23 protein-coding genes and 2 tRNA genes are annotated in these 23,569 nt (G+C 36.9%); all 25 read right to left on the minus strand.

Going from position 1 to position 23,569, the window contains the following annotated elements:
- Positions 1–360: 360 nt before the first annotated feature.
- The 25 genes from lysS to AB3X49_RS06520 all read right to left on the minus strand — a co-directional run bounded on the left by lysS (position 361) and on the right by AB3X49_RS06520 (position 23,442).
- Positions 361–1,860, minus strand: a complete 1,500-nt coding sequence (lysS, locus tag AB3X49_RS06400; protein ID WP_002009709.1) for a lysine--tRNA ligase — start codon at positions 1,858–1,860, stop codon at positions 361–363.
- Between the two features lie 160 nt (positions 1,861–2,020).
- A complete protein-coding gene (dusB, locus tag AB3X49_RS06405) occupies positions 2,021–3,019 on the minus strand; it encodes a tRNA dihydrouridine synthase DusB (protein WP_002009708.1) in 999 nt (332 codons plus the stop codon).
- 23 nt (positions 3,020–3,042) lie between these two features.
- Positions 3,043–3,246 carry a helix-turn-helix domain-containing protein gene (locus AB3X49_RS06410; RefSeq protein WP_002009706.1) on the minus strand — a complete coding sequence of 68 codons (204 nt, stop codon included), beginning with the start codon at positions 3,244–3,246 and terminating at the stop codon, positions 3,043–3,045.
- Positions 3,198–3,713: a 2-amino-4-hydroxy-6-hydroxymethyldihydropteridine diphosphokinase gene (gene folK, locus AB3X49_RS06415; RefSeq protein WP_002130229.1), complete on the minus strand. Its 516-nt coding sequence runs from the start codon at positions 3,711–3,713 to the stop codon at positions 3,198–3,200. Before folK ends, AB3X49_RS06410 begins: the two co-directional genes overlap by 49 nt.
- The gene (gene folB, locus AB3X49_RS06420) at positions 3,710–4,072 is read right to left on the minus strand and encodes a dihydroneopterin aldolase (protein WP_367961040.1); all 363 of its coding nucleotides are present in this window, start codon (positions 4,070–4,072) and stop codon (positions 3,710–3,712) included. Before folB ends, folK begins: the two co-directional genes overlap by 4 nt.
- A complete protein-coding gene (gene folP / locus AB3X49_RS06425) occupies positions 4,073–4,933 on the minus strand; it encodes a dihydropteroate synthase (protein WP_367961042.1) in 861 nt (286 codons plus the stop codon).
- Entirely contained in the window at positions 4,908–5,780 is an 873-nt protein-coding gene (gene pabC / locus AB3X49_RS06430) for an aminodeoxychorismate lyase (protein ID WP_367961044.1), read from the minus strand. The genes folP and pabC overlap by 26 nt, the downstream gene beginning before the upstream one ends.
- On the minus strand, positions 5,774–6,361 hold the full coding sequence (gene pabA / locus AB3X49_RS06435; RefSeq protein ID WP_002113273.1) for an aminodeoxychorismate/anthranilate synthase component II: 588 nt from the start codon (positions 6,359–6,361) through the stop codon (positions 5,774–5,776). Before pabA ends, pabC begins: the two co-directional genes overlap by 7 nt.
- 5 nt (positions 6,362–6,366) lie before the next feature.
- Positions 6,367–7,764 carry an anthranilate synthase component I gene (trpE, locus tag AB3X49_RS06440; RefSeq protein WP_193665175.1) on the minus strand — a complete coding sequence of 466 codons (1,398 nt, stop codon included), beginning with the start codon at positions 7,762–7,764 and terminating at the stop codon, positions 6,367–6,369.
- A 223-nt stretch (positions 7,765–7,987) separates the two neighbouring features.
- Positions 7,988–8,911: a cysteine synthase A gene (gene cysK / locus AB3X49_RS06445; RefSeq protein WP_367961046.1), complete on the minus strand. Its 924-nt coding sequence runs from the start codon at positions 8,909–8,911 to the stop codon at positions 7,988–7,990.
- A gap of 117 nt (positions 8,912–9,028) precedes the next feature.
- Positions 9,029–9,904, minus strand: a complete 876-nt coding sequence (gene hslO, locus AB3X49_RS06450; protein WP_002009693.1) for a redox-regulated molecular chaperone HslO — start codon at positions 9,902–9,904, stop codon at positions 9,029–9,031.
- 6 nt (positions 9,905–9,910) lie between these two features.
- Positions 9,911–10,699: a type III pantothenate kinase gene (locus AB3X49_RS06455; RefSeq protein ID WP_002009692.1), complete on the minus strand. Its 789-nt coding sequence runs from the start codon at positions 10,697–10,699 to the stop codon at positions 9,911–9,913.
- A gap of 221 nt (positions 10,700–10,920) precedes the next feature.
- Positions 10,921–12,822 carry an ATP-dependent zinc metalloprotease FtsH gene (ftsH, locus tag AB3X49_RS06460; RefSeq protein WP_002091565.1) on the minus strand — a complete coding sequence of 634 codons (1,902 nt, stop codon included), beginning with the start codon at positions 12,820–12,822 and terminating at the stop codon, positions 10,921–10,923.
- An 85-nt stretch (positions 12,823–12,907) separates the two neighbouring features.
- Positions 12,908–13,450: a hypoxanthine phosphoribosyltransferase gene (gene hpt / locus AB3X49_RS06465; protein WP_002124550.1), complete on the minus strand. Its 543-nt coding sequence runs from the start codon at positions 13,448–13,450 to the stop codon at positions 12,908–12,910.
- The gene (gene tilS, locus AB3X49_RS06470; protein ID WP_002107305.1) at positions 13,447–14,877 is read right to left on the minus strand and encodes a tRNA lysidine(34) synthetase TilS; all 1,431 of its coding nucleotides are present in this window, start codon (positions 14,875–14,877) and stop codon (positions 13,447–13,449) included. Before tilS ends, hpt begins: the two co-directional genes overlap by 4 nt.
- A gap of 203 nt (positions 14,878–15,080) precedes the next feature.
- A complete protein-coding gene (gene spoIIE, locus AB3X49_RS06475) occupies positions 15,081–17,552 on the minus strand; it encodes a stage II sporulation protein E (RefSeq protein ID WP_002091571.1) in 2,472 nt (823 codons plus the stop codon).
- 261 nt (positions 17,553–17,813) lie between these two features.
- Positions 17,814–17,885 (minus strand) — tRNA-Glu (locus AB3X49_RS06480).
- A 13-nt stretch (positions 17,886–17,898) separates the two neighbouring features.
- Positions 17,899–17,972 (minus strand) — tRNA-Met (locus tag AB3X49_RS06485).
- Between the two features lie 159 nt (positions 17,973–18,131).
- Positions 18,132–18,617, minus strand: a complete 486-nt coding sequence (locus AB3X49_RS06490) for a S1 domain-containing RNA-binding protein (RefSeq protein ID WP_002009683.1) — start codon at positions 18,615–18,617, stop codon at positions 18,132–18,134.
- Between the two features lie 87 nt (positions 18,618–18,704).
- Positions 18,705–19,064 carry a cell division protein DivIC gene (gene divIC, locus AB3X49_RS06495; RefSeq protein WP_002091572.1) on the minus strand — a complete coding sequence of 120 codons (360 nt, stop codon included), beginning with the start codon at positions 19,062–19,064 and terminating at the stop codon, positions 18,705–18,707.
- Positions 19,061–19,714: a spore cortex biosynthesis protein YabQ gene (gene yabQ, locus AB3X49_RS06500; protein ID WP_002091573.1), complete on the minus strand. Its 654-nt coding sequence runs from the start codon at positions 19,712–19,714 to the stop codon at positions 19,061–19,063. Before yabQ ends, divIC begins: the two co-directional genes overlap by 4 nt.
- Positions 19,711–20,019, minus strand: coding sequence for a sporulation protein YabP (gene yabP, locus AB3X49_RS06505; RefSeq protein WP_001059101.1), 309 nt, complete (start codon positions 20,017–20,019; stop codon positions 19,711–19,713). Before yabP ends, yabQ begins: the two co-directional genes overlap by 4 nt.
- A gap of 58 nt (positions 20,020–20,077) precedes the next feature.
- On the minus strand, positions 20,078–20,353 hold the full coding sequence (locus AB3X49_RS06510; protein ID WP_002009677.1) for an RNA-binding S4 domain-containing protein: 276 nt from the start codon (positions 20,351–20,353) through the stop codon (positions 20,078–20,080).
- A gap of 14 nt (positions 20,354–20,367) precedes the next feature.
- On the minus strand, positions 20,368–21,828 hold the full coding sequence (gene yabN, locus AB3X49_RS06515; RefSeq protein WP_367961050.1) for a bifunctional methyltransferase/pyrophosphohydrolase YabN: 1,461 nt from the start codon (positions 21,826–21,828) through the stop codon (positions 20,368–20,370).
- Between the two features lie 12 nt (positions 21,829–21,840).
- A complete protein-coding gene (locus AB3X49_RS06520) occupies positions 21,841–23,442 on the minus strand; it encodes a putative polysaccharide biosynthesis protein (RefSeq protein ID WP_367961052.1) in 1,602 nt (533 codons plus the stop codon).
- Positions 23,443–23,569: the final 127 nt, after the last annotated feature.

The raw sequence follows: 23,569 nt of genomic DNA on the forward strand, positions 1-23,569 counted from the left end.
ATAAAAATTGACGTTCACGTTGTTTGTTTCGTTCAGTTTTCAAAGAACTACTTCGTCGCTCAGAAGCGACTTTATTAATATAACATTTTGTTATATTTTCGTCAACAACTTTTTTCAATAAGTTGTTTTTCGTTTGTTTCTTTTGTTACCTCTCGTGGCAACGAATATAAATATACCAGTTTGATTATTAAAATGCAATAGTTTTTCTAATAAAATTTTCAACCTAGTAACAAAGTATAAAAATAGCATGTTTCTTCTATATAAATATAATTTCTAAACGCATTATCTACCCTATCAAGATCCACTCCCTTCATGTCACTCATAGTAAAATAAAAAAAGCTTTGGAGAAATCTCCAAAGCTTAGTCTTGTTTATGGCGCATAGCTGGGAATAATAGTACGTCACGAATAGATGGTGCGTTTGTTAATAACATAACAAGACGATCAATACCGATTCCTAATCCGCCCGTAGGAGGCATACCGTACTCAAGAGCTTCGATATAATCATCATCCATCATGTGAGCTTCGTCATTACCTTGCTCGCGCTCTTTTAGTTGAGCTTCAAAACGTTCTTTTTGATCGATTGGATCATTTAACTCAGTGAATGCATTTGCATGTTCACGTGCAACGATAAATAACTCGAAACGATCTGTGAATCGTGGATCTTCGTCATTCTTTTTCGCAAGTGGCGAAATTTCTACCGGATGACCGTAAATAAATGTCGGTTGGATTAATTTATCTTCTACTTTTTGTTCGAAGAACTCATTAATAATATGACCAACTTCCATTGTATTCTTAATTTCCACATTATGTTCTTTTGCAAGTTCACGCGCTTCTTCTACACTCATTGGATTCCAGAAATCTGCTCCAGAGTGTTGCTTAATTGCATCTACCATATGAAGACGTGTCCATTCTGGCTCTAGATTAATTTCATAATCACCATATTGGATTGTTGTTGTACCCAATACTTTTTTCGCGATATGAGCAACCATATTTTCTGTTAGTTTCATAATATCATTATAATCAGCGTACGCTTCATATAATTCAATCATCGTAAACTCAGGGTTATGACGAGTTGATACACCCTCATTACGGAATACACGGCCGATCTCATAAACCTTTTCTAATCCACCCACAATAAGACGTTTTAAATGGAGTTCAATTGCGATACGCATATATAATTCCATATCTAACGCATTATGGTGTGTAGTGAAAGGACGAGCAGACGCTCCACCTGCAATCGCGTGCATCATAGGCGTTTCTACTTCAAGATAACCGTTGTCATCTAAATATCTTCTCATTTCACGAATGATTTTACTACGGGTAACGAACGTTTCACGGCTTTCCATACTTGTAATTAAGTCCAAGTAACGTTGACGATAGCGTTGTTCAACATCTTTTAATCCATGGTATTTATCCGGTAATGGACGAAGGGATTTCGTTAAAAGTGTAAATCCTATTGCTTTTACTGAAAGTTCTCCAACGTTTGTTTTGAACACTTTACCTTCAATACCTACTAAGTCACCTAAATCTGCTGTCGTAAATAACTCGTACTCTTCATCTCCAACAGTATCTTTACGAACATAAATTTGAACTTGCCCCTGTAAATCTTGAATATGCGCAAATCCCGCTTTTCCTTTACCGCGTTTTGTCATAATACGACCAGCGATAGAAACAGTGATTTCTTTCTCTTCTAATTCCTCTTTAGAGAATTCTCCATATAGACTTACTAAGTCAGTTGTTGAATTTGTGCGTTCAAATCGTTTACCGAACGGATCGATTCCTTGCTCACGTAAATTATGTAGCTTTTCACGACGAACAAGCAATTGGTCGTTTAATTCTTCGTGGTTCATGTTATCCATGATATTAATATCACTCCAGCTCTATTAATTTTTACAATATATACAGTATAGCATTTTCTACTCAACTAGAAAAACTGCCAGCAACTAACTGGCAGTTCTTCTTTCTTTCACGTAATTATAGGAAGTGTATAGAAGAATGTCAATCTCCTATGCCCCCTTATTAACCAACATAAATTGTTTGTTGTTTCGCTTCTACTTCTTCTACAAATGCACCTAATACATTCGCAAGGTCTTCACGTGTGTCGCAAGTATTGATACCATTACGCACACTCGCATTACCACGAACACCTTTTAAATACCAAGCTGCATGCTTTCTCATCTCTCTTACGGCAACATTTTCGTTCTTTAAATCGATAAGACGATCTAGATGCAACATACATACATCAATTTTCTCACGCACTGTTGGTTCCGGCATTAACTCACCTGTCTCTAAATACTTTACCGTACGATAAATCATCCACGGATCTCCAAGAGCAGCGCGACCAATCATAACACCATCTACACCAATTTCATCAAGCATACGCTTTGCATCTTGTGGTGTTTCGACATCACCATTTCCGATAACCGGAATATTTACAGCCTGCTTTACTTGTTTAATAATATTCCAATCCGCTTTACCTTCATACATTTGCACTCGTGTACGCCCATGAACCGCTATCGCTTGTCCACCAGCACGCTCAACAGCTCTAGCATTTTCTATTGCGAAAATATGTTCTTCATCCCAACCAATACGCATTTTAACTGTAACTGGCTTTTCAACAGCATCTACAACCGCCGCTACCATCTCATATATTTTATTTGGGTCTAAAAGCCACTTTGCTCCTGCATCACACTTAGTGATTTTCGGTACTGGGCACCCCATATTAATATCAATAATGTCTGCTGTCGTATATTTATCTACGTATTTCGCAGCATCTACAAGAGTTTCTTTCTCTCCACCAAAAATTTGTAAACTTAATGGCTTTTCTCTCTCATCGATATATAACATATCTAATGTTCTTTTGTTATTAAGTAATATTGCCTTATCACTTACCATTTCAGCACAAACTAAACCTGCACCAAATTCTTTTACCGTCAAACGGAATGCAGAGTTACACACTCCCGCCATCGGTGCTAGTACAACTGGATTTTTCATCTCAATATTTGCAATCTTTAACACCCGACTTACTCCTTCCTTTACGGTCACTTCGGCATCAATTCGTCTATTGAAACGTTTAATGTTTTAGCGACTTCTACTACAAAATCTTGGGAAGGTGATCTATTGCCCCTCTCAACTTCACCTAAAACCGATACAGATACCCCTAATTCTTTCGCAAAACCTTCTTGCGTATAGCCTTTTAGCTTTCGAAAAGCACGAATGCGTCTTCCCCATTTTTCTGCTTCCATACCGTTACTCCCTCTCGCCTTTTCATTTCTTCTACTTGTGAACGTGAAATGTTTTGTTTTATATCTTGATTAATCTCTAACAACGGAACGATAACAAAAGCTCTTTCGAACATCCGCGGATGCGGAACAATCAGATTCTCTGCTTCAATATTTTCTTGATTATATAGTAAAATGTCAAGGTCGATGGTCCTCGGGCCCCATCTAATTTCCCTTTTTCTTCCTAGGTCATTCTCTACCTTTTGTGTTACTTTCAATAATTCTTGCGGTGATAAATTGGTAGAAATTTTTATAACTAAATTTAAAAAGCAATTTTGGTCAGTATAGCCAACCGGATCAGTTTCATATACAGACGAAACATCATCAACTTGGATATGCTGGTTTTTATTTAAAAACTGAATTGCTTCAGTTAAATAAGTATAACGCTCCCCAATATTGGAACCTAATGCAATGTACGCTATATTATTCATGGACGTTCTCTCGTAATTTCTACCGCTACAGCACGATAATGTCCCGGTATCGGCGGATCCGGTTTAATTACCTTAATTGTACACTGTGAAATACTCTCATATTGTTTCAATATATCTGTAGCGATATTTTCAGCGATACTCTCTACAAGCTTATACGTTCTATCTTCAACCACTTTTCTACATAGTTCGAAAAGCTCCCCGTAATTGACAGAATGCTCTAAGTCGTCACTTTCTCCCGCCTGTTTCAAATCCAACTCCACCGTTAAATCCACTTTAAATCTCTGACCCAATTTATTTTCTTCCGGGAATACACCATGATAACCGTAAAACTCCATATCATGGATATAAATTTTATCCAATTACTTTGCCCCCTTACCAATCATTGCATCCATCATCTTAGCCATACGCGCCATTTCTTTCACATCATGAACACGGATAAACTCACAGCCCTTTTCAATACCAAGACAAACGGTAGCGCCCGTTCCTTCAAGACGCTCCTCCACTGGTAAATCTAATACATGGCCAATAAAGGACTTTCTTGAAGTACCTAATAGAACTGGGTAACCCAGTACATTTAACTGCTCTAAATTACGCATCGCTTCTAAATTTTGCTCAGGTGTTTTCGCAAAACCGATACCTGGGTCTAAAATGATATTCTCATCTCGCACACCAGCATCTTTAGCAATTTTAATACTTTCATACAAATCAGCAATCATATCAGCCATTAAATTGCGGTAATTCATATTATCTCGGTTATGCATTAAGATAATGGGCACATCATAATAGGCTGCAACTTCAGCAATCCTCGGTTCCGCCTTCGCTCCCCAAATATCATTAATGATATGAGCACCAGCTTCAATCGCTTGTTTTGCAACTTCAGCTTTATACGTATCAATAGAAATAGGTAATTTCACTTCTTTCGAAACCGCCTGAATCATCGGAACAACCCGCTTTATTTCCTCTTCTACTGAAACTTTAGCGAAACCCGGGCGGGTAGATTCGCCGCCAATATCAATAATATGGGCACCTTCACTTTTCATTTCTTTCGCATGTCGCACCGCAGCATCTACTTCGTTGTAACTCCCACCATCAGAAAATGAATCTGGCGTTACATTTAAAATCCCCATAATTAATGTCTTTTCATTTAAGTTCAATGTATATTCGCCGCAGCGCAAATCATAATCCCACTTCAAATTACACATCTCCTCTTCGCAATTCATTTCTGCTCCACAATTTCTCTCTCTGCACTCCATAAAGATCCATAAGTCTTTTTGTAACCACTCCCACTTTACCCGGGAAATCTTTCTCCTCTATACGATAAAGGGGGACAATCTCTTGAATAGAGTTCGTTACGAACACTTCATCCGCTGAAAGCAATTCATCTTTTGTAAAGAAACCTTCCTTTACTTCTATATCTAGCTCTTCAGCAGCCTTTATAATAAACGCACGAGTGATTCCGTTTAAAATCCCTGTTTCTAATGAAGGAGTATATAAAATATCTCCTTTAACAAAAAAGAGATTCGAAACAATACCCTCTGCAACATAACCTGTTTCGGTAAGAAAAATACCTTCCTTATTCACAACATTTCCAATTTCGCGTTTCCCTAAAATATTATTTAAATAATGATGGGACTTCAAGCGAAATGCACCCTCTGGTGTATTTCTCACTTGCTTTAAAATAACTCCTTCTTTTTCCACTACATTCCCTGGAGCTGCTAAAGGTTTTATAAAAACAATAACAGACGGTTCTTCATATACTTCCGTTTGTAATCCCATTTCATCTATACCCGCCGATACATTTAAGCGCACATATGCATGCTTTAACCCATTCTTAACAAGTAGATTCTTTAAAATAAGCATCACTTCATCTTTTGTCATTGTCCATTTGATTTGCAATATATCGAGCGCATCCATTAAGCGTTCATAATGATCATCCAATAAAAAGGGATGACCATTATAAATACGAAATGTCTCAAAAACCCCAAGTCCATATAGGTAACCGTGGTCATAAGGAGAAATTTTCGCTTCACTCGCTTCTACATACTCGCCATTTACGTAAATTAACACGATGTCACACTTGGGCTATATTTGCGAATGAAATTCTGTAGCAATTCTTTACCGTGAGAAGTCATAATAGATTCCGGATGGAATTGCACCCCTTCAATCGGCAACGTTTTATGACGAAGCGCCATAATTTCACCTTCTTCAGTCCAAGATGTTATCTCTAAACAATTCGGTAACGTCTCTTTTTTAACGATAAGAGAGTGATAACGTGTCGCGGTAAATGGATTTGGGATATCAGAAAAAATCGTCTGCCCATCATGATGCATTAAAGATGTTTTTCCATGCATCAAACGCTCTGCCCTGACAACATCCCCTCCAAATACTTGCGCAATTGATTGATGTCCAAGACAGACCCCAAAAATCGGAAGCTTACCTGCAAAATATTTAATAACATCCATACTGATTCCCGCCTCATTAGGACTACATGGACCTGGCGAAATCATTAAAAAATCTGGTTTCATATTCTCAATATCCGAAATAGTCACTTCATCATTACGCTTAACAACAAGCTCTTGTCCAAGTTCTCCAAGAAATTGCACTAAATTAAATGTAAAAGAATCATAATTATCAATCATTAATATCATTTCTCTCACCTAACCGTTTCTTCGCTACTTTCTTTTGCACGCCATAAAGCGATTGCTTTTTTTAACGACTCTTTATATTCATCTTTTGGATTTGAATCAATTACAATACCCGCTCCAGCTTGCACATGCGCTTGTCCATCTTTAGCAAGTAGTGTTCGGATTACAATATTCAATTCCGTATCTCCAGAATAACCAATCCAACCAATTGAACCCGTATAAATTCCTCGGCGAACAGGTTCTAATTCTTCAATAATTTCCATCGTACGTATTTTCGGGGCACCGGTAATTGTCCCACCAGGAAATACAGCCTTCACCAAATCGAAAGCATCTTTATCTGCTTCCACCTCACCACGCACATTAGAAACAATATGCATAACGTGTGAGTATTTTTCAATTACCATAAATTCATCTACTTCAACAGTGCCATATTTACAAACCCGGCCCAAGTCATTTCGTTCTAAATCCACAAGCATTACATGCTCTGCTCTTTCCTTTTCATTTTCAATTAATTCTTTCGCTAATTCTTCATCCTCTTGCTCACTTGCTCCTCGAGAGCGCGTACCAGCAATCGGTCTTGTACTCACTTCTTTTCCTTGCTTTTTAATTAGCAATTCAGGCGAAGCACTAACAATTTGAAAATCTCCAAACTCCAAGTAACCCATATATGGAGATGGATTAATTTCACGAAGACTTGTATATATTTCTAATGGATGTGTTTGTAATGTTCTTTCTTGTCTTGTCGACAAGTTTACTTGAAACACATCACCCGCTCCAATATATTCTTGAATACGTTCAACGGCCTTCATAAAGCCCTCTTCCGTAAAAGCGACTGCTTCATTTTTCTTTTCAGGACATTCAAACGGCATAGTCACTTCGGGGGCTTCTTTCATCCAAAGACCCTTCCATTCATTTAATCGTTCTTCTGCCTCTTCACACTCATCTACATAATGCGTAATAATCCATAATACTTTCTCCTGTTGATCATACACAAACACGTCATCAAATAACAAAAAGAATATGTCAGGTATATTAATATCATCCTCCGCAAGAGAAGAAAGTTTTTCAATATAACGGATACAATCATAACTAAAGTATCCAATTGCCCCACCTTGAAAAGGTGGGTACTCCGGATTATAATCCGTTTTCCATTTCTCCATATACGCTTGCATTAAATCTAATGGATTCCCTCGCTCTATTGTTTCCTTACCACTTTCACTTATATGTAACGTCTCATTCTTACCCTGAATTACCGCTACTGGATCCAGCCCAACAATGTTATAACGACCACCACGTCCACTTTCTAACAAAATATGTTGCGGCTTATCCTGAGAAAGAAATTTATATTGCTTAAAGAAATCTAACTGATATGGAATAGAAAGCGCTAAAGATTTTCTTCGTTGCATATCAACACCCCGTCTTCTGTTATCCCACCCTCTTAAGCCAATCAACTCAAACTACATAAAATTATTTATATAGAGAATGATTATACTTGAGGGCTAGTGAAAATAAATTAATTATACTACTTCTTATTTTACATGAAGTTTTCTAGTCATTCACTCTTTTCCTTTTTCCAATCAAAAAAGAAAAAGCATCCTTTTTTAAGGATGCTTTTCAAATCACATTCAATTATGACTCAAATTGATAAAGTGGTGTACTTAAATAACGTTCACCGTTACTTGGGATAATAACAAGTACCTTTTTCCCTTTACCTAATTTCTTCGCAATTTCTGTCGCTGCATAAACGACTGCTCCCGAAGAGATACCAACTAAAATACCTTCTTCTTTAGCCACTCTTCTCGCATATTCGAACGCTTGCTCCGTTTTCACTTGAATAATTTCATCATATACCTCTACATCCAATGTCTCCGGAACAAACCCCGCTCCAATTCCTTGGATCTTATGTGGTCCTGGCTTTCCACCAGATAATACTGGTGAATCCGCAGGTTCTACCGCGTAAATTTTGATATCTTTATAAGCCTCTTTCAGCACTTCACCGGCACCTGTAATTGTTCCACCTGTACCAATACCTGCGATAAACGCATCTAATTGGTCCCCCATCTGTTCAACAATTTCTGGACCTGTTGTTATACGATGGATTTCTGGATTCGCTTGATTTTGGAACTGTTGTGGTATAAAGTACCCATGTTCTTCTGCTAATTCAGTTGCCTTTCGAATTGCTCCGCCCATTCCTTCAGGTCCTGGAGTCAATACTAATTCAGCACCGTAAGCGCGTAATAAATTACGACGCTCAATACTCATTGTTTCTGGCATTACTAAAATTGCCTTATATCCTTTAGCAGCTGCTACCATCGCTAAGCCAATACCTGTGTTACCACTTGTCGGCTCAATGATTGTATCGCCCTCTTTTAATAATCCTTTATTTTCAGCATCTTCAATCATAGCTAACGCGATACGATCTTTAACACTGCTCCCCGGATTCATAAATTCTAATTTTAAGTATACATCTGCGCTGTCTGATTCTACGATGCGGTTCAACTTAACGATCGGCGTTTTCCCGATTAATTCTGAAACTGATTGTGCCACTCGCATTCCTGTCACTCCTAACACCGAGTATTTTTATTGGTTTTATCTATATTTAGATTTTGTCAGAAAATTCCCTGTTTGTCAATCTATTTGGGCGGCTGATTCTCCACCTAAACTTCTTTATTACAGCTTCTCAATTAGACTTGTAATATCTTCTTTAGCGAATTTATGTCGTTCATTACAGAAGTGACAGTGAACTTCCGTCTCTTCTTCTTCTGCACGAATTTGTTCTAACTCCGCTTTACCTAAACTAATTAGCACACTTTCAATACGCTCACGTGAACATGTACAATTAAATTGAACATCCATTGTTTCTAGCACTTTCACTTTATCTTCTCCAAGCACTTCATACAGTAATTCTTCTGGAGAAAGACCTTGTTCAATTAATTGTGATACCGGCGGGATTTGTTGAAGACGCTCTTCAATAAATGAAATTGTTTCTTCCTGCGCACCTGGCATAATTTGAAGAATGAATCCACCCGCCGCTAATACGCTATCATCTCCATTTACAAGAACACCAACACCTACAGAAGAAGGTGTCTGCTCAGAAACCGCGAAATAATATGTGAAATCTTCCCCTAGTTCTCCTGAAACAATGGGAGATTGACCAATAAACGGTTCACGCATACCGATATCTTTAATTACCGTTACAAATCCTTCTGTACCTACCGCTTGATATACACGTAATTTTCCTTGTTCCGTTCCTTCAAAATCAACATGCGGATTCGTTACATAACCACGTACATCCCCATTTGCATGAGCATCGACTAAGATAGGACCAATCGGGCCGTTACCCTCTACTTTAATCGTTAACTTCTGCTCGCCTTTTAACATAGCACCCATCATTGTACCCGCAGTTAAAGAACGACCAAGTGCCGCTGAAGCTGTTCTCCATGTATCATGACGCTTTTGCGCCTCACTTACTGTATTTGTTGTACGTACACTATAAGCACGAACCTCTCCATTAAACGCTAACGCTTTTACTAAATAATCTTTCATACTTATTTATTCACCCTTCTCATGTTGTAAATTTGCATTACGCTCATATAACATATACAAACCTTTTAACGTTAAAAACGGATCTACAATATCAATTACATTTGATTCTTCTGAAATTAATTTTGCTAATCCACCTGTTGCAATAACTTTCGGTTCTTGCTTAGCTTCTTCCTTCATACGCTTAACAATACCTTCCACTTGTCCAACGTATCCATAAAGAATACCTGATTGCATTGCACTTACTGTATTCTTCCCGATAACACTACCCGGTTTTGTAATTTCAATACGAGGAAGCTTTGCTGCCCTGCTATATAAAGCCTCTGCCGAAATCATAATTCCTGGCGTAATGACGCCACCCATATAATGCTTCTCTTCGTTAATATAACAATATGTAGTAGCCGTACCAAAATCAACAATAATAAGCGGACTTCCATATAAGTGGATTCCTGCTACTGCATTTACAATTCGGTCCGCGCCTACTTCACGTGGATTTTCATATTTAATATTCAAGCCAGTTTTTATCCCAGGCCCCACTACAAGCGGTTTAATTTTAAAATACTTTTCACACATACGCTCTAAAGCGAACATAATTGGCGGTACGACTGAAGACACAATAATACCTTTCACATCTTCAAAAGAAAGACCTTCATGCTCAAGTAACTGCTTTACAAGCATCCCATACTCATCTTCTGTTTTATGACGATCTGTTTCCATGCGCCAATGCTGACGAAGTTCTCCCTCTTCAAACACACCTAGTACCGCATTTGTGTTCCCTACATCCAATACAAAAATCATATTCTCACCACTTATCTTATTTAATCTATATTTGCGCAGTATGTATAAAACTTATAAAAACATCATATCACACATACTTATATAATCAGTTTTTCTATACTCATCATTGTACAAAAAGATTACTCTCTATTTCAATTTTTAATAATAGTTTCATTCAATTTTTTTTGCCACTTAAATTCATTCCACAAAAAAAGGAGTGACTATTGTCACTCCTTTTTTTCTTACTTATCTTCTGTATCTTCATCGTCTTTCTTCATATTGATGTTTACTTTCACATCATCTGAAGATGTTGGACGCTCAGGTAATCTGCCATAATCATATAAATGATTAATTTGCTCTGCATCTAATGTTTCTACTTCAAGTAACGTTTTCGCGATAATATCAAGCTTATCTCGTTTTTCAGTAAGAATTTGTTTCGCACGAGCATAACAGTCTTTAATAATTATTTGCATTTCCACATCAATTTCATGCGCGATTGCATCACTGTAGTTTTGTTCTGAATGGAAGTCTCTTCCTAAGAATACCTGACCACCTTGTGAGCTACCAAATTGCATCGGTCCAAGCTTATCACTCATCCCGAATTCTGTAACCATACGTCTTGCAATACCAGTCGCACGTTGGAAGTCGTTGTGAGCACCTGTACTTGCTTCACCAAATACAATCTCCTCAGCTACTCGACCACCAAGTAAACCAGTGATTTTATCAAGTAACTCTGGTTTTGTCATGAAGTAACGATCTTCCTTCGGAAGCATTACCGCATATCCACCAGCTTGACCACGAGGGACAATTGTTACTTTATGAACGATATCTGCTTCATCAAGGACAACACCAATTACAGTATGGCCAGCCTCATGGAATGCAACGATATTACGTTCTTTTTCAGAGATAACGCGACTTTTCTTAGCTGGACCTGCAATAACACGATCCGTCGCTTCATCGATGTCACTCATATCAATTTTCTTCTTATCTTGACGCGCAGCTACTAAAGCAGCTTCGTTTAATAAGTTTTCAAGATCGGCACCAGAGAATCCTGGTGTACGAGTTGCAATTGCTCTTAAGTTGACATTCTCATCAAGCGGTTTATTACGAGCGTGTACCTTAAGTACAGCTTCACGACCATTTACATCTGGACGATCTACTGTAATTTGACGGTCAAAACGACCTGGACGTAATAACGCTGGATCAAGAATATCAGGACGGTTTGTCGCAGCGATGATAATAATACCTTCATTTGCACCGAATCCATCCATTTCAACAAGCAATTGGTTCAACGTTTGTTCACGCTCATCATGACCACCGCCAAGACCCGCGCCACGTTGACGTCCTACTGCATCAATTTCATCAATGAAAATGATACAAGGAGCATTTTTCTTTGCATTTTCAAATAAATCACGTACACGGGATGCACCGACACCGACGAACATCTCTACGAAGTCAGAACCACTAATAGAGAAGAACGGAACGCCTGCTTCACCTGCAACAGCACGTGCTAGTAAAGTTTTACCTGTACCTGGAGGTCCCACTAATAGAACACCCTTCGGAATACGGGCACCAACTTCAGCGAACTTACGAGGGTCTTTCAAGAATTCAACTACCTCAACAAGTTCTTGTTTCTCTTCATCCGCTCCAGCAACATCTCTGAAACGAATTTTTTTCTTTTCATCATTGTATAGCTTCGCCTTACTTTTCCCGAAGTTCATAACACGGCTACCGCCGCCCTGAGCTTGGTTTAATAAGAAGAAGAATAAAATGAAGATAATGACAAACGGAATGATAGAAGTAAAGAACGTTACCCAAGCACTTGTTTCTTCTGCTGGTTGATACTTAACTTCAGCCCCTTGCGCTTTATCATTAATTTTCTTTTGTAATTCCTCAGTATTTGGTGCATAAGTAACAAATTGTTCTCCTTGGCTAGAAGTCTTGAATTGTCCCTTTACCTCAAACACACCATTTTTCGGTTGAAGCTGCACATTACGCACTTCACCTTTTTCAAGTTGAGTAATGAATTTATCGTAGCTAACTGATGTCGTTTTTTGCGTCGAACCATTAAAATAGCTCACGATTCCAATTACTACTAAGAATATCAGTAAATAAAAGATGGTATTACGGAAGATACGATTCATTCCTAACCTCCTCTCACGGCATAAACACTATAGTAAATCGTAACATAAAAAAAATTTCCTATACAATTGTAACGCCTATATTTAATTAATTTGAGTAAACACTTGGTTTTAATACTCCTACATAAGGAAGATTACGGTACTGCTCTTTATAATCTAATCCATATCCTACAACAAATTCATGAGGAACAGTAAATCCAACATAATCTGCTTTCAGATCAACCTTACGGCCTGTTGGCTTATCTAATAAAGTAACAATTTTTACAGATTTCGCTTTACGATATTTAAACAGATCCACTAAATAGCTTAGTGTAAGACCGCTATCAATAATATCTTCAACGATTAAAATATCGCGACCTTCTACCGAAGTATCAAGATCTTTTAAGATTTTTACTTCGCCTGTCGAAACTGTAGAGTGACCGTAGCTAGATACAGCCATAAAATCCATTTCAAGATATGTATCTGTTCTCTTTAATAAATCTGCCATAAATGGCATTGCACCCTTTAGTACACCAATCGCAAGAGGTACTGTATTTTTGTAATCCTCTGCAATAACTGCACCTAGTTCGTGCACCTTTTCTTGTATTTGTTCTTCAGAAATTAATACTTTTTCGATATCTTGATTCATCATTTCATTATCCTCCCGGAAGACTCCTTGCTTTTGTAGTGAATAATCATGTATTTACCCTTCTTTGCTAGCTCTTTCGAAGTAGCAAACGCAGATCGTTTCAACAAGGGTACCCAAATAATATTTCCACTTGCGTCACAAACGATCGGCCATTCTTCTCTTTTTTCTTTTGGTACTTTTGCTTCGATAAAAACAGCTTTTATCTTTTTTGTACCATCCATACCTTGCATTGACATGCGATCTCCATTTTCCCTAGACCGAATACGAAGTGGATACGATATATCATTATACTTAGCAACAAATACTGTTTCATTCATGTTACTCGGTATATCTTCGCTCACCTCTGTTACAAGTTTATCCCCATTCGGCAATATAATTGTCCCAGGTACTGATAAATCTTGCGAAAAAGGAGAAACAATTTCTTGTTTAAATCCAAAACCACATTCTTCGTATGTGCGAACAATTTTCAAACCACCTGGAAAATCTAGTGAACCTGAAGGTTGTGCCCGCTTAAAAAATTCAATCACCTTGTCAATATGTATAGAAGAAAGCGAAGATGGAATCTTATATTCATAAAGATAGTTTAATATTAGTTGAATCCCTCTTCTTTGTAAAGGCATAGACATGGATTCAAAGGCAGGAATTGATAAGCTAATTTGTTTATCGCTTTTTTTTGTAATTACTTTATTCATTTTCTCAAAAGCTAATTCCTGCAAATAAGCCTCATCCTCTTGCATCTGCACGCTAAATTTTTGAAATTTCTCATGCATTTGTGGATTTTCTTCTTTCAAATAAGGAAGGACATATTTACGTAATCGATTCCTTGTATATACTTCTTTTTTATTACTCGGATCTATACGCGGAATAACTTTTAATTTATTACAGTAATCAACAATTTCTTCCTTAGTTACCCCAAGTAACGGCCTAATTAAATATCCATTATGAAAAGATCGCTTCACTGCAATTCCTGCGTATCCTTTCGGAGTACTCCCTCGTACAAGGCGCATTAAAATCGTCTCTACTTGATCATCTCCATGGTGACCAAGAGCTACATATCTCGCATCATATTTCTTCATTATTCTTTCCAAAAATGCATATCTGCATTCTCTAGCTGCAACTTGTGCATTCATTCCATATTGCTGTTGATATTGCGACACATTAATCCTTAGCGTTTCACAAATAACTCCTAGCTCTTTGCAAAGACCCTGTACAAACTGTAAATCCTCATAAGATTCATTACCTCTAAACATATGGTCCACATGTGCTACTACAATTTCTAGCTGTTTTTCTGCCCTTTTTTCTAACAAATAATATAAAAGAGCCAAAGAGTCAGGACCACCAGAAACCCCTACAACAATTGTTGAATGTTTCTTTAATACATCATGCTGCTTTACAAAGTCATCTACTTTTTCAACAAATGCATCTTTCAACTTCGCAATCACCTTTCATTAAACAAGAACAACAACATTAGTTACCTTGTATATAATGGTACAACTTTTACAAACATTGTGCAAAAAAAAGATGTACAAAATCCATATTTTTATCTTACATCCCTCCTGTATATTTAACAAAGTAATCACATTACCTTTTTAATCAAAAAAACCTAGGCATCTACCTAGGTTTTTTGATTATTTTATTGCGCCTGCATTCCTACTATTGGAATCGTAGCCCACTTCGGCATATTTTTCTTTACTTTCGCCACCACAATAGTCATATCATCATTTATATAACCATCACCAGAGCGAATTACTTCTTCCATAATAATATCAGCGATTTCCTGTGGGTCCTCTGTTTGTAGTTCTTTAATTTTACGTTTTATCCATAATTCGTGATTCTCCACATGTTGCGCTCCCTCAAAGATGCCGTCACTCATCATGATAAGAAGATCACCCGTTTTTAATTGCTCACCAACCACATCAACTTCAACATCTTCAATGATTCCCATCGGCAAATTACTTGCCTCAATTTTCAAAATATTATTTCCGCGTTTAACAAAACTCGGCGTCGATCCAATCTTTAAAAACTTCGCACTCGCATCCCTTAAATCTACCATAGCCAAGTCAAGCGTTGTATACATCTCCTCTGTCGTCCTTAAAGAAAGAATCGAATTGATGGACTTAATCGCTATTTCTTCATCAATACCTGATTGAAGTATCTTTTGTAATAATTTTACCGTTTCCCTACTCTCCATATGAGCCCTTTGTCCATTTCCCATACCATCACTAATCGCAAGTGCATATTTACCAACGCTCAAATCCATCATCGCGTAGGAATCACCTGAAATAAACCCACCACCTTTTGCAGCTGTGGCCAATCCTGTATCAAGAGAATACGTCTTCGCTGAACCAAATGATATTAAACTGTGCCCATTTGGATATGAGGATTTCTCTTCATGCTTAACGACGATATTCTCTTTTAAAATATCTGAAAGCATTGGAGCAACCAACTTCTCACATTCCCCATGTTCATTAGATGCAGCCGGAATCAACATTTCAATATCAATACTTCCTCTATCTAAACAATAAATATCAACATGCTCCACTTCGACACCAAAATCACGAAACGCTTGTAAAATTTGCTCCTCCTGCGCTTGATGGTTCTCTCTTTCTCGTTGTATCTCCTTAGCGAAATCCTCCATCACTTTTGATACACCTAGTAATTGCTCCGCTACAATTCTACGATTTTCCTTCATTTGTTTTCTTAATTTCTGCCCCTCATAGAAGTGATCTAATTCACCCGCTACTAAATCCGTTACTTTCTTCCCTCTCACACAATGCTTGTCCCATTCACGAACTAACTTCCGATTATGCTGCAGCGTTCCTTCTTCTGTTTCACTCATTATTTGTTTCATATAATCGTATGTTTTATCAAAATTAACTACCCAACATTGATCCTTCTTAAAGCATGTTTGACATGTTTTTGCAGTAATTGTACTTAAAAATAAATCAGCTTCTGTTTCTTTATCTTCCTCCTCCACATACCCGTATACAGAAAAGCTATTAGACAAAGCAGCAAATACATTAGCAAATTGATTGATTTTGTTTGCTGTAACATCGCGCACTCTTCTTAAATATTGTTGTTGATCCTGTGAATGTTCCTGTGTACCCGGCATAAATTTAGCAATACGATCCATAACAAGCTTCGGTGTTAATAAGAAGAAAACAATCGCTACACCAGATTCAATTAAAGTTGTTACAATACTTGTTTGCTTGTCTACATATAATGTAATTAAGCTTGTACCAATCAATAAACCTAAACTAACTCCTATACGCTTCCCTTCTTTTAACAATCCCCCAAGCAATCCTGAAAAGGCAAGGAGACTAAGTTGAGACAAGCTCGCCACATTTGCTAAACTTAATATTAACCCAGTGACAACTCCTACCGTGGACCCTGTAGCTGCCCCTGCAATAAAGGCAAATACTAATACTAAATATCTAGTGAAAATATGTTGAATAGAAGCATCATAAACAAACCAATCCGTTGTGCCCGTTAAAACAGATGCTAGTAATATAATTAAACAAACAATTTCTTCTGTTTCTAACGCTTGTTGCTTCCCTTTCCTTTCCACTAAAAGCGGAACACTTTGTAAAAATATCATCGTTAATACGAAGCTAAGCCCCGCTTCGATCGTACTGACGAGCAGATCATACATGGTGACGGTTTGCTGTGCAAAATATACAACAACTAAATGTGCGGTTAATGCGGAGATAAATACTTGGAATGGTACAAGTCCAACAGTTTTACGTGTAAACCGACTAAAGAAGATATTATAAATAAAGAAGGTAAAGATAGATGCAAAAGTAAAAAATAAATTATCTATTGAAACTGAAAGTGCTCCCCCCATTAGGGCTAAGAACGCGAGCGGCATTTTATCTCGCTTCATAACATAAACAGCAGCAAAAAACGGCAATGCAAACGGTAAAATGTTTGTTAATATATATGCTCGTCCCAAAAGAAAACCAATAACAGCAATAATGAATCCCCATCTAAAGAAAACTTTTTCAAACTTCATTCGCAACTTACTCGTCCACTTTATTGTTCCAAGCTGACTTTCATTCATCGCCAATGCACTTGTATTCATAGTATTCCTTCCTGCTTTAGGCATATTTTTAACACCACCTGCATAGTTTAATTACTGTTATTATAAAAGATGATTATTGGTTTTTTTGTCAAAACAACAGTTTTGACTTTTATAATCGTTCGACTTTTTATTCGAAATAAATCTACATATATACATAGTATTTAATTTATTTAAAGCGAGTTGAAAGAATGTTCAGAAAATATAGGGTGATTTTGTAGAAGTATTGTACGTCTTAATTTATATTTAACAAAAAAAGACCATGCAAATTTGCATGATCTTTTTAGATGACCCGTACGGGATTCGAACCCGTGTTACCGCCGTGAAAGGGCGGTGTCTTAACCACTTGACCAACGGGCCGTTAAATTAAATATAGCGGCGGAGGGGATCGAACCCCCGACCTCACGGGTATGAACCGTACGCTCTAGCCAGCTGAGCTACACCGCCATGTCGTCGTATTTAACGGACAATTAGTATATTACATCAGATATATTTTAAAGTCAATACATCTCAAAAACTTTTTTAAAAATATATTCTCTCACATAAAAAAGTACCCGAGTAATTACTCTGGGTACCTCTCTATATGTTAAGAATTAAACGGACTTATTATCCGCGACGTGCGCCACGGCCACCACGTTTAGATTCTGTGTTACGCTTTAAAGAAGTTAAACGATCTTCACTATCTTTTAAAAAGCGTGCCATCTTTTGCTCAAATGTTTCTTTTGGAGCTCGTTCGTTACCGCCACCGCGGTTATCTCTGTTGGAAGAACGATTATTACGTTGTGGACGTCCAGAACGTTGTTGATCACCACCACGTTGGTATTCACCACGTGGACGATCTCCTTCTGTTTTTTCACGTTCTTTCGCTTTCTTAATAGATAGGCCAATTTTGCCATCTTTTTCAACATTGATAACTTTTACTTCTACTTGGTCGCCTACTTTTAAGTGATCGTTAATATCTTTCACATAATTATCAGCAACTTCACTAATATGAACAAGACCTGTTAAGCCTTCTGGCAGCTCCACAAAAGCCCCAAAATTTGTAATACCTGTTACTTTACCCTGTAACTTGCTGCCTACCTCGATTGACATAAAAAAAATGCTCCTCCTTAGTGATTAAAAAGTCAAATTTTACTTTATTATATATAATCCTAAAATACAGTGTCAATAAGACATACTCTACTTAGAAACAGGAAAAATTATCTCCCCTTTTCCGGAGAAGAAATAATCCCTTCTAGCAATCTTTAAAACGTACTCTTCATCATTCAACTTTTGAACTTCATCTTTTAGATTCTTTTCTTTTTTCGTTAATGAATCCAGTTCTTTTTTCATGTCCTTAACTTTTGCTTCTTTTGCTTTAATGGAACTGTTTTGTTGATAAAACGTCACACTAATACTAGCAATAATTGTAAAAGCAAAGACAAGAAAAACCGCTAAACGGCGATAAAGTCGCTTCCTGTTCTCATCCGTTTGTATTATATGTTCTTTAACAGGATTTGGACTCTGTTTGTCGATTGTTCTTTGTCTCAGTTCCCTCATTTCCGAGGTCCCCCTAACTTCTTTTTTATACGCACCCATAATTGGAAGATATGTCCCTTCAATTTTGCTACATATTGCAGGAACCCTACATGCTTCATTATAAAAAGTTTAACACGATTAGGGAGAAGTTTCCATATGAGCGAAGCAATAAACCGAACAGGCGAGAAAAAAACTTTCCATATGAAAAGTAATATCCAAATCACCATTTTCCATAACACATGTCCAATTGAAAGCAGTATACGAAATAAGAATAATATAAATGCAATAAATAGCTGTGCTATAATAATAACAGGTTTTATCATGAGTAGCTGTATAATTCGAACAAAAAATTGTGTTGTTTGTACAAAAATATAGATGAGAAAATTTAACATCTTCATGTATAGTGCTTTCAATAAGCTTTGATATGCTGCAAAACCACACAGTAACGCCAAAAATACATATATACGTAGTTCGGCTTCATTTACACGCAGTAATACATAAAAAACGAATAATGCTTGGACAATCCAAAATAGTATATCATGTATAAATACAAGCCAACGTTTACGCTCTTGGCGTTTTAAAAACCGTTGGTATGTATCTAAAGAAGCACCAATCCAAGCACCCATTCCAATCATCGAAAGCATTGTATACAACTGAATTGTTAGGCTCATTTAAACAGCTTACTAAAGAAGCCTTTAGTTTTCTCCCCTTGGTTCTCATCAATATACAGCATTTCATGAACTTTCCCTTTAATTGATACAACACCCTTTTCTACATCTAAATTCTTCATTTGCAAATTTTGACCACGAATTGTTAAAAAACCCATTACAGTCTCGAGTAAAAACTCTTCGCTATCAAAACTCTCTACTTGCTTTACACCAGTAATATCGATTACACGCCTGCCACGCATGATAATATCATGCTCTACAGAAACATTTTGTTGATTAGAAGACATAGGTGAGTAACCATTATTCACGAAAATCCCCCCATAGCTTTATACTAGCTAATAGTAATGTATGAAGGGCTAACCTATTTTAGAACAAGCCTTCTTCCGCTTTCACTTTTTCCTCACGAACGAGACTATACATGTTTGCTGCATCTTCTTTTTTAGTTGTTTCTTTCAATTCATTTACTTTCACAGTTACTATTTTTTGCCCGAAACGAATTGTTAATTCATCCTCTACCTTCACATCTGAACTCGCTTTTGCCACTTGGCCATTAATCGAAATTCTTCCTTGGTCAGACACTTCTTTTGCTAATGTTCTTCTTTTAATTAAACGTGATACTTTCAAAAATTTATCTAGACGCATATCAAATCCCCCTATTAACGCTCTGTTTGTTTTGCCTCTTCCCATAAAATATCTAACTGTTCTAATGATAAATCTTGCATTTCCTTATTCATTTCAGCTACTTTTGCTTCCATGTATAAAAAGCGATTCATAAATTTCTCATTAGTTGAACGTAACGCTTCTTCTGGATCTAATTTATAATGACGAGCTATATTCACAAATGCAAATAGTAAATCACCAAATTCACCTAGCATCTTTTTCTCATCCATGTTTACAACTTCTTGTTGGAATTCTTGCCATTCTTCTAAGGCCTTCTCTATCATCGGCTGCACATCAACCCAATCAAATCCAACCTTTCCAGCTTTCTTCTGAATTTCATAAGCACGCATTAGTTGTGGCAAGCTTTTTGGAATACCCGCTAAAACAGATTCTTTCACGAATCCCTTTTCTTGTTTTTTAATTTCTTCCCAATTTGCAATCACTTCATCAGCATTATTTACATCCGTATCCCCAAACACATGCGGATGACGACGAACCATTTTCTCAGCTAAAGTCCGAATAATATCATCTATAGAGAACCAACCTTCATCCTCTCCAATTTGGGCATGAAGCATAACTTGTAATAATATATCACCTAGTTCTTCTACTAAATGATCATCATCCTCTTCATCAATTGCTTCTAGCACTTCATACGCTTCTTCAATTAAGTATTTCTTTAAAGATTGATGAGTTTGCTTTTTATCCCATGGGCAACCATTCGGTCCACGAAGATCAGCAATAATTGCTCTAAGCACATCAAACTGCTGATATAAGGACGCACGTTCCTTAACTGGCGGTACATACACACTCGTTAAATTATTTAATTCTGTTTCGTGATCTAACATGTATAACGATACCTTTTTCACTTGCTCGAATGAAGTCCCTGCAGCTGTTACGATATACACTTCGTAATCATCTGGCAAAATCTCCATTAACGTTAGCTTCACATCTGAAGCAACGAATGCATCATACACTTGGCAAAAGATTAAATGTTGACGTAATTCTAATTGTCCTCTTTCAAATGATGTAGCATCAATTAATTGGAACCCTTCAATCGGATCAATTTTTAGACTTGCAAACATCGGATCAAGGAAACTTTGTCCACCTTCAATTCGCACTTCAATATTTGCTGCTTCTCCTTTTTCCAAAAGTAGCTGAACTGTTCTTTCTGCTACAAGCGGATGACCTGGAACAGCATAAATAATTTCTGCGCCTTTAGCTTGTTCTAGCAATGTATTCGCAATTGTTTCATATACGATTTCAAATGTATCATGTGCCTCATATACATTATCAAAGGCCGTATACTTTATAGCTTCTTTCTCCAATTCTTCTATAACTGGGTGTTCCTTCGTTCTAACAAACATATGGTCTGCTTCTTTTATCTTTCGATATACACCCATCGTTAACTGATCTAACTCACCAGCACCTAATCCTAAAATAGTAATGATTCCACTCACAACCAGTCACCTCTATCCACTCTTCTTCAATGAACCTTCTTTTTTCTCTTGTTTCATAACGGTTCCTAATTCTTCTTTTGTAAATACACGTAATTTTAAAATTAAAAACATATATGCTAATCCACCGATAGCTACACCTAACAGCGCTTCAAGCGTCGCAATTCCTCTATGTCCTGTATCAATTACTAATCCGGACATTCGCAACATACGCATAAAGATTATTAATACAAACCCCATACCGATACCACTAATAGCTACACCTAACATATTCCGCCTATCAATAAGCGGCTCCGATACAGCTCGCATAAGTAACACACTATTTAGCAAGGCAATTACAATAAGCGCAACTAAAGTTGCAATTGCAGCTCCCTTTACACCAAAATACGGCATTAATATATAGTTTAAAACTAACTTCAAACAACCTCCAAATACAACGAATATTGCTGGTTTTAATGTTTGTCCCACTCCTTGCAAAATGGAAGCAGTTGTAATTGACAATGAACTAAATAAAATAGATAAAGATAAAATCGATAACACATCTGATCCATCACTATTTTCAAACAACATAATATTTGTAGGTTGAATAATACAAGTTAATCCAATAGCAGCTGCAAATCCAATAACAAATGTTATTTTCATTGCTAATTTTACCTTTTCTTGAATAAATGAAAGATCTCCTCTTTCTTTCGCCGCTGTAATAATAGGAATAAGTGACAATGAGAAAGAAGTTGTCACAACAGTACCTAATTGCATAAGCGGGATACTTCTATCATAAACACCTTTTAGTACCTTTGCATTTTCAACTTGCTCTCCCGCACGAATAAGCAAAGTATACAAGGAAATAGAATCCGCCATTTGTATAAAAATAAGGACTAAATTACTAACACAAATCGCTAATCCCTGCCAAAAAAGGATTCGAACAACCCTTTTTTTATTTCCAATTCCTTTCCAGCTTCTAAAGAAAATAGCATGGAAATCATGACGCATATAAAGTAAAAGTACGATAATCCCAATAAGCCCGCCTGCAATTGAACCTAGCATAGCACCCGCACCAACTGTATATAAATCAAATCCATGAGCAATAAGGAATAGTGATAAAAATACAATAATAGAAACACGAATCGTTTGTTCAATTACTTGCGAAACAGCCGTCGGCATCATATTATTGAATCCTTGAAAATATCCTCTCGCTACAGATAAAAATGGCATTAGTAGGAATGAAAACGAAATAACGCGTAATAATTTCTCTAAATGCATATCGCCCATAGCCGATGCAATTGTTTTGGCCCCAAAGAATAATGTGAAAAATCCTATAAAGCCAATTCCTAATAAAAACCAAAAAGATACACAAATAATTTCTTCTGCTTCTTTTTGTTTTCCTCGTTCTAATCTTTCTGCGACCATTTTTGAAATAATAATGGGAAACCCATAAGTAGCTAAAATCAAACAAAATCCATAAAACGGATAAATTTGTTGGTAAATATAAAAACCAACATCACCCGCTATATTTTGATATGGAATACGGTAAAAAGCGCTTAATACCTTCGTAACAAAACTTGCGATTGTTAATATAATAGCCCCACGCCAAAAGGCTTGGTACTTCTTCGCTTCCATACAAGAAAACTCCTTTTTCTATTCTCACCCCTCGTATTATATCACAAAGAAAAACTGGCTCTCCTTCATATTCCTTAGAACCTGTCTAGAATCTTTTTAATAAAATCGCCACGCCTGCCAATAAGCA

This window comes from Bacillus sp. C30, assembly GCF_040838255.1.
GTDB classification, from domain to species: domain Bacteria; phylum Bacillota; class Bacilli; order Bacillales; family Bacillaceae_G; genus Bacillus_A; species Bacillus_A mycoides.